The organism is Edaphobacter sp. HDX4 (genome assembly GCF_036877565.1).
Taxonomy (GTDB): Bacteria; Acidobacteriota; Terriglobia; order Terriglobales; family Acidobacteriaceae; genus Edaphobacter.
Genome location: NZ_JAEDXW010000007.1, coordinates 198,261 through 211,884, shown reverse-complemented (window position 1 = coordinate 211,884; position 13,624 = coordinate 198,261). Strand labels below are relative to the sequence as shown.

At 58.1% G+C, this 13,624-nt stretch carries 14 protein-coding genes; 3 read left to right on the top strand and 11 right to left on the bottom strand.

The features are described 5' to 3' along the window. The first annotated feature begins 27 nt into the window (after window positions 1-27). Window positions 28-1,488 (top strand): MBL fold metallo-hydrolase, encoded by a 1,461-nt coding sequence (locus JAO29_RS09530; RefSeq protein ID WP_334267973.1) that lies wholly within the window; start codon window positions 28-30, stop codon window positions 1,486-1,488. Window positions 1,489-1,499: 11 nt separating this feature from the next. Here the strand turns inward: JAO29_RS09530 and JAO29_RS09525 are convergent, their stop codons facing one another. From JAO29_RS09525 to JAO29_RS09515, 3 genes are all read right to left on the bottom strand, one after another. Continuing rightward, entirely contained in the window at window positions 1,500-2,429 is a 930-nt protein-coding gene (locus tag JAO29_RS09525) for a carbohydrate kinase family protein (RefSeq protein ID WP_334267972.1), read from the bottom strand. Between the two features lie 5 nt (window positions 2,430-2,434). Continuing rightward, the gene (locus tag JAO29_RS09520; RefSeq protein WP_334267971.1) at window positions 2,435-3,481 is read right to left on the bottom strand and encodes an SIS domain-containing protein; all 1,047 of its coding nucleotides are present in this window, start codon (window positions 3,479-3,481) and stop codon (window positions 2,435-2,437) included. A 106-nt stretch (window positions 3,482-3,587) separates the two neighbouring features. Beyond that, complete coding sequence (locus tag JAO29_RS09515; protein WP_334267970.1) at window positions 3,588-3,833, bottom strand: hypothetical protein; 246 nt, start codon at window positions 3,831-3,833, stop codon at window positions 3,588-3,590. 254 nt (window positions 3,834-4,087) lie between these two features. On the opposite strand from JAO29_RS09515, the gene JAO29_RS09510 reads away from it, so the two are divergent. Continuing rightward, window positions 4,088-5,143 (top strand): amidohydrolase family protein, encoded by a 1,056-nt coding sequence (locus tag JAO29_RS09510; protein ID WP_334267969.1) that lies wholly within the window; start codon window positions 4,088-4,090, stop codon window positions 5,141-5,143. Here the strand turns inward: JAO29_RS09510 and JAO29_RS09505 are convergent. The 6 genes from JAO29_RS09505 to JAO29_RS09480 form a co-directional block, all read right to left on the bottom strand. Next, on the bottom strand, window positions 5,140-5,946 hold the full coding sequence (locus tag JAO29_RS09505) for a DoxX family protein (RefSeq protein ID WP_334267968.1): 807 nt from the start codon (window positions 5,944-5,946) through the stop codon (window positions 5,140-5,142). The genes JAO29_RS09510 and JAO29_RS09505 overlap by 4 nt on opposite strands. A 79-nt stretch (window positions 5,947-6,025) precedes the next feature. Then, window positions 6,026-6,451 (bottom strand): YciI family protein, encoded by a 426-nt coding sequence (locus tag JAO29_RS09500; protein ID WP_334267967.1) that lies wholly within the window; start codon window positions 6,449-6,451, stop codon window positions 6,026-6,028. 43 nt (window positions 6,452-6,494) lie between these two features. Continuing rightward, complete coding sequence (locus JAO29_RS09495; RefSeq protein ID WP_334267966.1) at window positions 6,495-6,917, bottom strand: YciI family protein; 423 nt, start codon at window positions 6,915-6,917, stop codon at window positions 6,495-6,497. A gap of 9 nt (window positions 6,918-6,926) precedes the next feature. Then, window positions 6,927-7,325 carry a YciI family protein gene (locus tag JAO29_RS09490; protein ID WP_334267965.1) on the bottom strand — a complete coding sequence of 133 codons (399 nt, stop codon included), beginning with the start codon at window positions 7,323-7,325 and terminating at the stop codon, window positions 6,927-6,929. 35 nt (window positions 7,326-7,360) lie between these two features. Then, window positions 7,361-7,774 carry a VOC family protein gene (locus JAO29_RS09485; protein WP_334267964.1) on the bottom strand — a complete coding sequence of 138 codons (414 nt, stop codon included), beginning with the start codon at window positions 7,772-7,774 and terminating at the stop codon, window positions 7,361-7,363. 307 nt (window positions 7,775-8,081) lie between these two features. Next, complete coding sequence (locus JAO29_RS09480; RefSeq protein WP_334267963.1) at window positions 8,082-8,534, bottom strand: YciI family protein; 453 nt, start codon at window positions 8,532-8,534, stop codon at window positions 8,082-8,084. A gap of 338 nt (window positions 8,535-8,872) precedes the next feature. Between JAO29_RS09480 and JAO29_RS09475 the strand changes: the two genes are divergently transcribed. Continuing rightward, on the top strand, window positions 8,873-9,319 hold the full coding sequence (locus JAO29_RS09475; RefSeq protein WP_334267962.1) for a hypothetical protein: 447 nt from the start codon (window positions 8,873-8,875) through the stop codon (window positions 9,317-9,319). Here JAO29_RS09475 and JAO29_RS09470 read toward each other — a convergent pair. Then, entirely contained in the window at window positions 9,273-10,238 is a 966-nt protein-coding gene (locus tag JAO29_RS09470; RefSeq protein ID WP_334267961.1) for a CPBP family intramembrane glutamic endopeptidase, read from the bottom strand. The two genes, JAO29_RS09475 and JAO29_RS09470, sit on opposite strands and share 47 nt — an antisense overlap. Further along, a complete protein-coding gene (uvrA, locus tag JAO29_RS09465) occupies window positions 10,235-13,351 on the bottom strand; it encodes an excinuclease ABC subunit UvrA (protein WP_334267960.1) in 3,117 nt (1,038 codons plus the stop codon). Before uvrA ends, JAO29_RS09470 begins: the two co-directional genes overlap by 4 nt. Between the last annotated feature and the right edge of the window lie 273 nt (window positions 13,352-13,624).

Below are 13,624 nucleotides of genomic sequence, written 5' to 3'. Positions count from 1 at the left end.
AGCCTCATACGAAAGGATCGATGATCCATGGGAATACGTTTGCATTTCTGGGGGGCCGCGCGGACGGTCACGGGATCCTCGCATCATCTGGAGTGTGCAGGGCGCCAGATCCTGCTGGACTGCGGGCTCTTTCAGGGAAGACGGCAGGAGACTCAGGAAAAGAATCTCCACCTTGCAATGACGGCGGAGGAACTGGCTGGTCAGAATGGAGAGCCATTGAGCGCGATCGTTCTGTCGCATGCGCACATCGACCATAGCGGCAATCTTCCTGGCCTGGTGAAACAGGGATATCGCGGGCCTATCTATGCAACTCCGTCGACAATCGATCTCTGTGATCCGATGTTGAAGGACAGCGCTCATATCCAGGAGGGCGACGCAGACTTTATGAACCGCCGGAGGCAGCGTCGCAAGATGGTCGGCACACCTATGGGAGCAGAACCGTTTGCGCCGCTCTACACGCAGACTGACGCGGAACAGGTGATGCGTCAGATGCGCCCGGTCAGTCTCCATGAGCCGACTCTGCTGGCTTCGTCCACCCAGAAGGAGGGATTCAAGGTAACCCTATCGAACGCCGGACACATGCTGGGCTCGGCCTGTGTTCTAGTGGATGCCGTGGAAGATGGGCAGAAGACGCGTCTCCTTTTCTCAGGCGATGTCGGCAGAAAAAACCTGCCGATTATCCGCAATCCCGATGAGGCTCCGGCTGCCGACTACCTGATCATGGAAAGCACCTATGGCAACCGGCTCCACCAGCCAGTCGGTCCCGTGAAACAGAAGCTCGCGAGGTTGGTGACCCGTACCGCAGCACGCGGTGGCAAGATCATCGTTCCCGCATTCGCCGTTGAGCGAACTCAGCAGCTGATCATGTTGCTCCATCAGCTTGTGCAGGAGAAGCTGATACCCGAGATGCCGATCTTTGTAGACAGTCCCCTGGCGACCAAGGTGACCGATGTGTTTCGAAGACATACGGAAGACTGGGATAGAGAGATCTGCAAGTTCTACCAACAGGGTCTCGACCCATTCAAATGGGAGAATGTACGGTACACGCAGACGGTTCAGGAGAGTAAGGCACTTAATGACTTGCGCCTTCCCTGCATCATCATGTCAGCCTCAGGCATGTGCGAGGCAGGCAGAATTCTTCATCATCTTAAGAATGGGATCGAGGACCCACGCAACCTGATCCTGATTACGGGCTATCAAGCTGCGAATACCCTGGGACGGAAGATCGTCGAACGGCTTCCGGAGGTGAATATCTTTGGCGAGCCGATGCGTCTGCGAGCCGAGGTTGACTCTATCGGTGAGCTAAGCGGACACGCGGACCAGTCGGAGCTTCTGAGCTGGATGGAACCCGTGGTAAAGACACTGAAAAAAGTCTTTCTTGTGCACGGGGAGCCCATGGCGCAGCAAGCACTCAAGCAGGAGATCAGTAGTCGCTACGGGCTGGAAGTAATCTGTCCTGCCCGCGGAGATCGGTTCGAGGTGAGTTAGCGCCTGCGCTGCTATCCCGCTTGCTTCACCCGACCAAGCAGCTCAGGATCACGAAACGCTTCTGTCCCGCCGGGCCGAAGCGTTGAAATAGCTGCCGCCAGATTTCCCTTGGCTGCACAAGCCTCCGGCGAGTCCCCCTGAACGAAGCGCGACAAAAACCCGGCATCGAAGCTATCGCCCGCCCCTATGGTATCGACAGGCGTCACTGCCGCAGCAGGAATGGTCCAGCGCTGTTGCCCCTGTTGAACGATCGATCCCTGGGCGCCACACTTGACCGCGACGATCGGGACCCGCTCCGCCAGCCACTCGATCGCCTCTCCCAGGTCATCCCTATGGGCCATCCTCCGAGCCTCATCCTCGTTCGGCAGCAAGACGTCGATTACAGGCAGCATAGCTGTGAACGCGTCGCCCCAAAGGTTTTCAGGATCGTCGTTCGTATCGAGCGAGACCGTCATGCCCTGGTCACGAAGATTGCGGCAGAGTCCGGGCAGGCCTCGTTGCAGGCCCTTCTGCAAAAAAAACGATGAAACGTGGAAGTGCTTCGCCTGCGCGAGGTAGTCGACGTCCAGCTCTTCCGTTGTAAGCTCAGCCATAGTTCCGGGGTAGGTCAGAATGTGGCGCACGGAACCGTGATGGAGAAGAATCGTGACGCCAGTCTGTGTTCCGTCAACCGCCTGGATGCAATGGGAGAGATCGACGCCAGCTTGCTGCAGCCTATCAAGCGCCACCACTCCCATCTCATCACGGCCCACCTTACCGACCAGGCCGACTCTGCTGCCCAGGAGCGCAAGGTTATGGGCCAGGATGCCGGAGGAGCCTCCCAGCGTGAGCTTGAAATCTTTCGCCAGAAGCTCTCGCTCGGTTGGCATCTGGCGAGGGAGACCATAGAGAATCAGGTCGAGATTGATATCCCCCGCAATGGTGACATCGAAGGTCTTCATAGCTGCTAGAAGGTGACCACTCGACTCAGGTTTTGCGGATTGTCCGGATCCATCCCCTTGGCCAGACCGCGGTAGCTGCCGAAGAGTTGCCCCCAGACAACGTAGATGACGAGCCGGGCGATCTCCGGTACCGATAAGCCAAGTTCGATCAGGAGATCTGAGGAATCCCGGAGAGAAGGTATAGCCGTATTGGTTACGGCCATCGTCGCCGAGCCCAGCCCCTTCATCTCGCGCAACACTGCGGCCTCTGCTTCCAGGCCGGATTCAGAGATCAAAGCGCCCACCAGTGTTTTGGGTCCTGCAATCGACTTGGGACCATGCCGGAACTCCAACGTGTGGAAGTACTGCGCATAGGTGCTTGAGGACTCCATGACCTTCAAAGCCGTCTCCGACGCGATGGAGTAAAGCGGACCCTGCCCCAGGAAGGCGACATCCTCGACTTCGGTCTGAGCGAAGGCTTCAACCCTGGGGGTGTAGATGTCGAGAAGGCGCTGCAATTCCCCAGGGAGGGTCTTCAATGCGTTGAGAAGATCCCTTCTTCCTGCCAGCGTTCCTGCCAAGTATTGCAGCCCCAGCAGCATGGAGGTGAATGAGGACGTCATCACGGTGCTTTCTTCCGCAACGGGCATCTTCAGGACGCGGGGTGTCATCTCCTTCAACTCGCGACCGTCGCATGTGACCGCAAGAAAAGATACCCCCTGCGACTGAAAGTATTCGGCCACCTGAAGGATCTCCGAGGTGTGACCCGAACGGGAGATCAGGATGGGGAAATAGGGTCGATGGCCATAAGGAAGCGCCATGGAGCGGAACAGAAGGATCTCCGATGCCGGCATGGCGCGCGCTGAGACATTCAGCAGAAGACTAAGGCTGCATGCAGCAGCCTGGGCGAGATAGAAGCTCGTACCGCAGCCAACAAAGATCCATTCTGCACGCTCCGGCTCACGCCCTGCCGTCAAGCCGCTCAGGTCTGTCTGTTGCAGTAGAGACAGACAGTCGCTCCAGACCTGAGGCTGGTTCTGGATCTCGCTCAGGGTCCGTACCTGTCGGTGCATAGAAAACTGGCCTCCGTAATCGCTTACGCTTGTTCGATGATAATTAAGAAATGAAACGTAACAAAAATAAACCCAGGTTTCGATAATAAGTTACCTGAAAGAAATCTCAAGCCAAGATGACCTCTACTCCTACCTCCTTGAGGACTTCTGCATCCTGATTGCGGATCTTGGAGTCCGTGATCACGGTGTGCACGGCGGTAGGAGGAACGATCAGGGACAGAGTCCGGCGGCTGAACTTGGTGGAATCGCAGACAGCGACGACCCGGCGTGCCGAGGCAATCATCGCTCGATTCACCCGTGACTCAAGAACGTTCGGGGTGGAGATCCCAACGGCTGAATCGAAGCCGTCCACTCCCAGAACAGAATGTCTGCGTGGATCTCCCGAAGCATCTCTTCGGCCAGTGGACCCACGACCGACAGGGCATTCTTTCGGACCATTCCCCCAATCAGGATGATGTCGAACTTCGTTGTAACCAGATCGGAGACGATGTTGATCAGAGACGAAAATTTAAGTGCGCGCGAATAATTCGTCGCCGCTTTATGTGCGAAGATTCGTCTTCCTGTGCTTCGAAGAGGTATGTTTCTTTGGAGGCACGATTGATACGTATGGCAGATTCGAACGACAAGTTCGTGGATATGGTTACCGCAACGGCTGAGGTCGACCTGCGATTGAGCGACTTCCATCCCCGCTCTGCTCTAAACACAGAGGAGCATATCATCCTCAAGCCCAGATATCCGGCGATCGACTATCACAACCATCTCGACTCCACTCATCCACACGAGGTGCTTGCGATCATGGATCGCTGCGGAATTGAGCACGTGGTCAACATCACCATGCAGGTTGGGCAGGCGGCTCTCGATGTAATGGATCGGTTCCACAAGGCAGCTCCGGATCGATTTTCCTCCATTGGGTGGATGGATTGGAGCGGAGTTGAACGAAAGGATTTCGCTGCTGTCACCATCGAACGGTTGAAGCGAATGGTGGATCACGGTGCCTGCGGGATCAAATTCTGGAAGGATCTCGGCCTGACTCTGCGCGGCCCGGACGGTAAACTCTTACGGATTGACGACGAGCGTTTCGCTCCTGTCTTCAGCTTCTGCGGCGAGATTGGCCTGCCGGTGATGTTTCACACCGCGGACCCGACGGCGTTCTTCGATCCCATTGATGAATACAACGAGCGCTACGAGGAACTGGCAGCGCATCCGGACTGGGGTTTTCACGGCTCGCCGGTCTCGAAACGTGAGCTTCTGGAGCAGCGCAATCGAGTGATCGCGCGGCATCCGGAGGTCACGTTTGTTGGAGCGCACTGCGCCGAGTCTTCGGAGGATCTCCGTTTTCTGGCACAGCAGCTGGACGAGCTTCCTAATCTGCAGGTCGACATCAGCGCACGAACACCGGAGCTCGGACGACAGCCTTACAGTGCCCGCCAGTTTTTCCTGAAGTACGCCGACCGGATTCTGTTCGGAACCGATCTTCTGCCGGACGACACGATGTATCGGCTTTACTTTCGCTTTCTTGAGACGGCAGATGAGTACTTCGAGTACCCATCGCACGCCTCAAGACAGGGACGGTGGAACATCTATGGACTGTTTCTTCCCGACGATGTGTTGCGCAAGGTATATCGCGACAACGCACTGAAGCTGATGCCGCATCTTCGTTAGCGAGAGGCGGCCGAACGGACAGGGAAGAGTGCGCGGAGGCGACCATCGCGCAACCAGAGCCCGGCCCACAGAACCGCCGCGATGAGGATGGGGGCGAGACTTGGGAGCACCGGCTCTCCCGAGCGGAGATTGATGGCGGTGGCTCCGCCCAGATAGCCCGTCATCAGAACGGCACCCAGGACGGACGTAGCGGGAAAAAGATAGAGAGCAGTGCAGGTGATCTCGATATACCCGAGCAGATGAACGTGGTGGAGTGGGAATATCGGCGGTGGCGATCCGGCTAGCGGTACATAGGTAAACTTCATCACGGCAGTGAAGAGAATCAAGAGAGCTGACAGAGCCGTAAGGATGTAGCCGGTCCCGACCAGCTTCTTTGAGGAGCTCTGTTCGGTGGAACGGCTGGTGAGTGGAAATACGTCGCGCAGCTTCCGGTCGCGCAGCCAGATTCCTCCCCAGATGAAGAGTGCGATGTAGATGGGGAACAGAGTATGCGTGAACAGCGGATTGTCCACACGCAGCTGCAGCGCGATCGCTCCCCCCATGTATCCCGTCAACAGGAGTGCTCCCAACACGGTCGTCACGGGGATGGCATAGAGAGCCGTGCAGACCAGCGCGATGACGCCGATGGCTGGTGTCAGCCTCATCGGGAACCCAAGTTGTGCCTGTGCCTGTACGACCTGTGGAGATGAGGTGAACTTGAACGAAGCATCCATCAGCATAAACAGGATGGATAGCACGGTGAAGGTATAGCCGACGTAAAGGCGACTCTTCGATGAGGTAGCGGTCTGGAGTTCGACGGTCATGTTCGCTATCTTTCTTTTATCTTGTTGGTGGAGAACGGGTCGCGATGTCTCGGAACATCGTGCCCGCAGGTTCGCCATTTCATCGGCGAGACTCAAGCTCGGCGCGCAGGCGTTCTTCACTCGCTCGTATCTCCGGCGTCAGCTCCGAGCCGAAATCCTCCAGCTCGAAGACCTGCCTGATCTCAATCTCGCTCTCTTCGTTGAAGGGGTTAGGGCAACGCTTCACCCATTCGATCGCCTCTTCTTTGGATCTGCACTGCCAGATCCAGAAACCGGCGATCATCTCCTTGGTCTCTGAAAATGGGCCGTCGACCACCGTGCGCTTATCGCCGCTGAAGCGGATGCGCGCACCCTTTGCGCTGGGCTGCAGGCCTTCGCCGGCCAGCATAATGCCGGCAGCAACCAGTTCTTCGTTGAACTTGCCCATCGCCGTAAGCAGCTTTTCGTCGGGTGGCGCTCCGCTCTCAGAGGAGGGTGTCGCCTTCAGAATGATCATGAATCGCATTGCACTTCGTTCCTTTCTCGGATGATTGTTGCGGAGTATGTTTTCAGGATGCTCTTCTGTTGTGAGGCTGCATCTCTGTCAGTCCAGCGGCGGCCTTCTGAACATCAGGTGGAAAGTCGGCTAGCTCCTGCACCCGGCGGATCTCGATCGTCTCGTTCGGGGAGGCAGGGCAGCGCTTGGCCCACTCGATCGCCTCTTCGCGCGACCGCACCTGGATCATCCAGTAACCGCCGATGACCTCCTTCACCTCAGCGAAGGGCCCGTCGGAGACCTGCGGCTTGCCGTTCGGAAAGCTGACGCGCGCTCCGGTCGACGGTGGATGAAGGCCATCCAGTGCAAGCAGCACGCCGGCCTTCTTGAGGGATTCGTTGTACTTCATCATCGCGGCTACCGCCTCTGCGCTGGGCATCGCGTCTGGAGCCGCGCTCTCATATCCCTTGGGGATCATCAGCATCATGAATCGCATGTGGGTCTCCTAGACGCTTTGTACCTGATGGCTCAGTTTGATCGACTCGATGCAGTTGTCGGAATCGTGGACGAGGCGAATCTCCACCTCGCCATCTCCTGCGATCTCGAGGAACTCGCGAGCCTCCGCGATAGCCTCCTGTTTGGACTTCGCCCGATACAGCGCGAACCCCGCGATCAGTTCCTTGGCTTCGGAGAAAGGCCCATCGGTGACGCTTAGCTTCCTATCGCTCAGTCGAACCTTCGCGCCATGTCGCGTAGCACCGCAGCCTTCGGTGGCAAGCAGCTTGCCTTCTGCGATCTTTTGTTCAATAAAGTCACCCATGCGGACCATCATCTCAGGGGTGGGCGGAAGACCAGCTTCAACACTGGCCGTATCTGCGGGACGGTAGAGCATAAGAAATCGCATCTTCTGTATCACTCCTCAGTAGCTTGTTCTATGGGTTAGGCGGTCGGCTCGTTGCAGTTGATCATCCACGCAATACCGAATCGATCGGTGAACATCGCAAAGCGCGTCGCCCAAAACGTAGGCTGAATCGGCATGGTGATGGTGCCGCCTGCCGAGAGTTCGTTGAAGACACGCTCAGCCTCAGGGACCTGGTCGATCTGCAGGTTGACGGAGAAGCCCTGAGGAGCCTTGTAGTGTTCAGGTGGAGCATCGGAGGCCATCAGAACAGCGCCACCGACGGTCAAGCGGGCATGCATGATCTTGTCGCGCCATTCAGGAGCGGTGTGTTCTTCGGCTGGAGTTCCGGCGTGGGGGAGCATCGCCTCGATCTTTCCCTTGAGGACGCGCTCGTAAAACTTGAAGGCTTCTTCACAGTCGCCTTTGAAGAAAAGGTAGGGTTGAATCTGCATCGTCGATCTCCTTCGCGTAATAAAGCGGTTTTTCTGCCGCTCTACATACTCGTCGAATGAAGCCGACGGAAATCGACACTCCTCACAAAAAGAATACGATTTTATTTTTTGGTTCGCCTGGCCACAGAAACTCGCCATCCTTCGATAGACTCGCGACCTCTGTCCTCACCGATCTGGCAGCTTAGCTTGCCCCGTACCGAAGATGCCATTCCGAGCGGAGCGCAGCAAAGTCGAAGGATCTGCGTTTTATACAGAGAGAGGAGTTTGGGAATCAGAGGACAGACACAGATCAGCCGTGAGAGACCGCCTAGGCGACAGTCGTCGCCTGCAGAACCTTCTCTGCTTCGGTCGCCATTGTCTTCGAGGCGTGCCGCGTGAGCTCCCGGGCATAGTCGGCTGGAAAGTCAGAGGCCTCGATCACCTGGCGGATCTCGACCTCTACATCGCATTCACCGGTGAGAGTCGGACACTTCCGCGCCCAGGCGATGGCCTCTTCTTTGGAAGGAACGTCGATGACAATAAATCCCGCGACCAGTTCCTTCAGCTCAGTGAAAGGTCCGTCCAATACGGTCTGCTTGCCTTTATTCACCAGAATGCGCGACGAGTTTGCGCTGGGTTGCAGCCACTCTCCGCCCAGCAGGATGCCGGCGTCCCGCATCTCCTGGTAGTAGTCGCCAATAGCGCCGAGCAGCGCTTTGCTTGGCAGGCCTGCGCCCTGTTCCATGTGCTTGTCGGCTTTGCGAAGAATCATGAATCGCATCTTGTGTACTCCGGAAGAATTGTAAAACGCAGTTTTGATAGAGAGTAGTAGTGTATGCGTGTGAAACGATATCTGATTCTTGGCGCGATAGCGTCAACTACGCTGGCCCAACCGATGCCGCCAGCCCAGAACAAGTCCTTTCCGCGGTTTGTGCAATATCAAGGAAATTTGGATAGCGACGGCCTTCCAACTTCAGGCGTGAAACTCTGCACAAAATTGAACAGCCTATCTGCTATCAGATGCCCTCTCAACAATACCCTGGCTCCTCGACCGTTATCTATCAGTTTGGATTGGAGCCACAGTCTGAGAGGCTCCTTATAGGAAATGGAGCTTCGTGGGTGTTTTTCACCGGCACGTTTTCGGGTGGCGGCAGTGGAACATTGGAACGTCTCGCAGTGCTGCGCTTTGAGGGTGATGAAATCGGCGGAAAGATTGTCAATTTACTCCCTTATGTCGCCGTCACGAATGTTAGCGATCGAGCTATGTGGAAAGTGCCGGAGATAACTCCATATCCGATCTTGGTCCGCGCGGATTTCCTATGGAATGATCGTGAAACCCATTTCGGAGCCCACTATTTCATAGTCGATGCATGGCTCTTTAATGAAAGATTAGATCGTTACGTGAAAGCCTTCTCCTACAAAACCAAGACGAAATATGACGGTGGAGATGGAGGTCCAGTTCACGTACTCAAGAGAGAGCGTCAAGAGATTCTTAGAAGGTTGCAAGATACGAAGCCAGTTAGCGCGCTAACCGCTCCAGATGCCGGAAGCCCCCAGTGGCGATGAAAAGTGTCAGGAATACGGACAGGTTATAACTGGCGTGCACCAGCGCCGAGCTTGCTACTGAGCGCGTACGAACGCGGACTGTGGTCAGCACCAGCGAGACGCAGAAGAGCACGAAGAGCGCGACCCAGGCGTGGGCCAGCTGTTCGGCATGGATCAGAGCAAACAGGATGCTCGAAAAGATGGCCGAGAAGATGATCGAGGCCAGCGTCAGGCCAGTCGTGTTGTGCCAGTGTTCGCGCGCTGCGGGAGTTCGTGGCAGCGAAAGCCAGTCATAAGCGATGGCGAAGGCGGGGAAGAGGAAGCCGCGAAAGGTAATCTCTTCGAAGATCGGTGCCAGCAGGGTTCCGAAGGCTGTCACCAGCCATACATCCGAAGGTGTGCGGAAGAAGTCGTCCATAGGAATGGACTTCGGCACGGGGATCAGTGAAGAGATGGCCTGCACCAAAAATCCAACCAGCAGGCCGATGGGAATCAGCTTCCAGGCATTGCGCCGTGCGATATCGAAGTCCCACTGGATGCCGTTCGAGAAGCTGCGCTTCCACAGCAGGGGGAAGACAAAAAACGAGGCGATGAGGGTCAGGACATAGGTGATGGCCATGGCGCCAACCAGCAGCTTGGGATGCGCGGCTGCTGTCATCAACTTCTGCGGATCTGTTGTCGCGTGACTCATTCCCAGAAGCAGTGCCTGGCTGACCAGGAGGGTGAATCCCGCAAACGAGACGAAGAGGATCGCATGTCCCAGGTGCGGCACTCGCGCCGGAACCCCGGGACCGGGAGCTTCGGAAGGTGGAGGAGCTTCAATGATGATGGCTTCGCCATTGGTTGGCGGCAGGGTAGAGGCATCTACGGCAGAAACCTGCGGCTGGGAGTAGTCGCAGGGAAGATCTTCAGGAAGCGGAGGTGTAGCAGGTTGGCTCATGCCTTCTTCTTCGCCGGTTTTGCGGCAGTTTTCTTTGCTGCTTTAACAGATTCCTTCGGTTTCGGTGAATCCGGTCTCTCGGTAAGTTTATCTGCGCGGGGGGTGGGTACGCCTGTTTTCTTTTCTGGTGCGGTGAACTTACCCTTTGCCTTCTTCTCGGGATCAGCGGCCGCCACGATGTCGGCCGGCTGGGACCCCGCATGATTGCTTCCATTGCGGCTGGCTGCGAGCTGTGCCGGGGTGTAGTGGCGCGCCAGGAACTCGGCGGTGTGGGAGCCCGGCACGGTTGCGACCTGCTCCGGAGTGCCGTGCGCGATAATCCGGCCGCCGCCTTCGCCCCCCTCAGGGCCGAGGTCGAGGATGTAGTCCGCGTTGCGGATGATGTCGAGGTTGTGCTCGATGATGAGAACGGTGTTTCCGAGGTCGGTGAGTCGGTGGAGGACCTCGAGCAGCTTACGCACGTCGTCGAAGTGAAGACCCGTCGTCGGTTCATCCAGAACGTAGAGGGTACGTCCGGTCTGGCGCTTGGAGAGTTCGCGTGCGAGCTTCATGCGCTGAGCCTCTCCGCCCGAAAGCGTGGTGGCGGACTGGCCAAGGTGGATATAGCCGAGACCGACATCGACGAGCGTCTGTAGGCGTTGATTCACTGCGGGAATGTCTTTGAGCACCGGCACAGCGTCTTCAATCGCGAGATCGAGCAGGTCAGCGATGGAGTAGCCGTTGAACTTCACCGCGAGCGTCTCCTGGTTGTAGCGGCGGCCATTGCAGACCTCGCACAGCACGTAGACGTCGGGCAGGAAGTTCATCTCGATGCGGCGCTGGCCCTCGCCCTGGCAGGCCTCGCAACGTCCGCCCTGAACATTGAAGCTGAAACGGCCGGGCTTGTAGCCACGTTCCCGCGACTCCGGCAACATGGCGAAGATGTCGCGGATGGCGGAGAAGACTCCGGTATAGGTGGCAGGGTTCGAGCGTGGAGTTCGGCCGATGGGTGACTGGTCGATCTGGATGACCTTGTCGAGCTGCGCGATGCCGCGGACGCGGCCATGCTGGCCCGGCTCTTCGCGGGATCCATAGAGCTCTTTTGCGAGCGAACGGTACAGGATGTCGTTGACCAGCGTACTCTTGCCGCTTCCGCTCACGCCGGTGATGACCGTCATCACTCCCAGCGGAAAGTGGGCTGTGACATTTTGCAGGTTGTGCGCGTGAGCGTCTTCGACGGTAATCCAGTTGCCCGTGAGCGGACGGGGTGCCTGGCCCGGTGTTGGACGCGTGACGATGTCGATCTTTCCCGCCAGGTACTTCCCGGTGACCGAGGCATCGTTCTCCATAATCTGTTGCGGGGTGCCGTCGGCGATCAGGTAGCCGCCGTTCTTGCCCGCTCCGGGGCCGAGGTCGAGGACATAATCGGCCTTGCGGATGGTGTCTTCGTCATGTTCAACGACGAGAACGGTGTTGCCAAGATCGCGCAGATTTTCAAGTGCGGAGATGAGCCGCTGATTGTCGCGCTGATGCAGGCCGATGGACGGCTCATCGAGAACATAGAGGACCCCGCGCAGGCGCGAGCCGATCTGCGTCGCCAGCCGGATGCGCTGGCCTTCACCTCCCGAGAGAGTCGCTGCCGAACGATCCAGCGACAGGTAACCCAAGCCGACGGCGTTCAGGAACTCGAGGCGCTCGATCACTTCGCGCTGCAAACGGTCGGCGATCATGCGTTCGCGGCCGGTGAAGTTCATGTTGCGGGCGCTGGTGAGAGCGCGCTCCAGAGAAAGCGCCGTGAAATCTGCGATGCTCAGACTGCTGACCGTGACGGCGAGCGACTCAGGCCGCAGTCTCTTGCCCTGGCAGCGCGGACATGTAGTCGCGGACATGTACTGCATCATGTACTCGCGATATCCCTCGGATTTGGTGTCCTCGAGGTTCGCGCGGAGATAGGCGAAGATACCGTGGAAGCCGGTTCGTCCGGCCTCGCCCTTCGGAGGTCCGTAGAGGAAGAGCTTCTGCTGGTCGGCTGTGAGCTGGTCGAAGGGCTTGCGAATGTCGATCTTGTATTTTTCTGCCGCGAGCTTGATGAGGCGCAGCAGGTACTGCGAGGCGGATCCCGGCCCCATGGCCCCATCCAGCAGGGGCTTGGACCAGTCGGTGATGGTCTTGGCCGGATCGAAGTCGTAGATCGAGCCGAGCCCGTGACACTCGGGGCAGGCTCCATAGGCGGAGTTGAAGGAGAAGCTGCGCGGCTCGAGCTTGGGAACGTTGATCCCACAGTCCGGGCAGGCCATCGACGAGGAGTAGAGCGTCTCTTCCTGCTTGCGAGTGACAGGATCCTGGATGCCGATCAGCACCAGGCCGCTGGCCATCTGCAGGGCCTTGGCGACGGAGGCCTCGAGGCGTCGGGTGTCGTATTTAGGCGGCGCGCCGGCGAGCGCGGCAGAGGTGTTCTCCGGCGGAACGGGCTTGAGGATGATACGGTCGACGATCGCTTCGATGGTGTGGTTCTTGCGCTTTTCCAGACGCATGCCGTCGGTGATCTCGATCATCTCGCCGTCGACGCGGGCGCGGAAGCCCTGCTGGTCGAGGGCCTGGAGCTCTTCGCGGAACTCGCCCTTGCGGCCGCGGACGATGGGGGCCATGATGGTGATCCGCTCGCCGGGGGCGAGGGCGACAACGCGCTCGACGATCTGGTCCGCGCTCTGGCGCGAGATGGGGCGGTGGCAGCTGGGGCAGTGCGGCTGGCCGACCGAGGCGTAGAGCAGACGGAGGTAGTCGTAGATCTCCGTGATGGTGCCGACGGTCGAGCGAGGCGAGCGCGAGGTGGTCTTCTGCTCGATGGAGATGGCCGGGCTCAGGCCGTCGATGGAGTCGACGTCGGGCCGCTCCATCTGGTCGAGGAACTGGCGGGCGTAGGCGGAGAGCGTCTCAACGTAGCGGCGCTGTCCTTCGGCGTAGATGGTGTCGAAGGCGAGGGACGATTTGCCGGAGCCGGAGAGGCCGGTCACGACGGTCAAGGTGTTTCTCGGGATGGAGACCGAGACGTTGCGCAGGTTGTGCTGCCGTGCTCCGCGCACGGTGATGTGGGTGATGCCCTGGGAGGTGCGGGGAGTGGCTTCGGTGCCCATAGACGATGATGGAGGCTTTACGGCCAAGTATCTAGGATACGGCATTTGGGGCGGTATGGCCGTTTCTGTGCCAGATGGATCGGAAAGAAGGGCCAGCTCCGACCTGTTTTCAGAGAGATAGTTTCGAATCAGGAAAACGTACCCAAACATTCAATATCCCGGCGTAGATGGGGGATTGTCATCTGTATGCACTTTGCATCACATTAGTACATGCGAAGCTGATTCAGTCGAACGACCGCCACTGGACGCCGCGTAGAAGCAGAGGGTGTAGCA

Excerpts from the sequence above, each read along its gene's own strand:
- JAO29_RS09525 (WP_334267972.1), bottom strand. The coding sequence starts at position 2,429 with ATGAAGACCTTCGATGTCACCATTGCGGGGGATATCAATCTCGACCTG.
- JAO29_RS09490 (WP_334267965.1), bottom strand. The coding sequence starts at position 7,325 with ATGCGATTTCTTATGCTCTACCGTCCCGCAGATACGGCCAGTGTTGAA.
- JAO29_RS09520 (WP_334267971.1), bottom strand. The coding sequence starts at position 3,481 with ATGCACCGACAGGTACGGACCCTGAGCGAGATCCAGAACCAGCCTCAG.
- JAO29_RS09480 (WP_334267963.1), bottom strand. The coding sequence starts at position 8,534 with ATGCGATTCATGATTCTTCGCAAAGCCGACAAGCACATGGAACAGGGC.
- JAO29_RS09505 (WP_334267968.1), bottom strand. The coding sequence starts at position 5,946 with ATGACCGTCGAACTCCAGACCGCTACCTCATCGAAGAGTCGCCTTTAC.
- JAO29_RS09495 (WP_334267966.1), bottom strand. The coding sequence starts at position 6,917 with ATGCGATTCATGATGCTGATGATCCCCAAGGGATATGAGAGCGCGGCT.
- JAO29_RS09500 (WP_334267967.1), bottom strand. The coding sequence starts at position 6,451 with ATGCGATTCATGATCATTCTGAAGGCGACACCCTCCTCTGAGAGCGGA.
- JAO29_RS09530 (WP_334267973.1), top strand. The coding sequence starts at position 28 with ATGGGAATACGTTTGCATTTCTGGGGGGCCGCGCGGACGGTCACGGGA.
- JAO29_RS09510 (WP_334267969.1), top strand. The coding sequence starts at position 4,088 with ATGGCAGATTCGAACGACAAGTTCGTGGATATGGTTACCGCAACGGCT.
- JAO29_RS09470 (WP_334267961.1), bottom strand. The coding sequence starts at position 10,238 with ATGAGCCAACCTGCTACACCTCCGCTTCCTGAAGATCTTCCCTGCGAC.
- JAO29_RS09485 (WP_334267964.1), bottom strand. The coding sequence starts at position 7,774 with ATGCAGATTCAACCCTACCTTTTCTTCAAAGGCGACTGTGAAGAAGCC.
- uvrA (WP_334267960.1), bottom strand. The coding sequence starts at position 13,351 with ATGGGCACCGAAGCCACTCCCCGCACCTCCCAGGGCATCACCCACATC.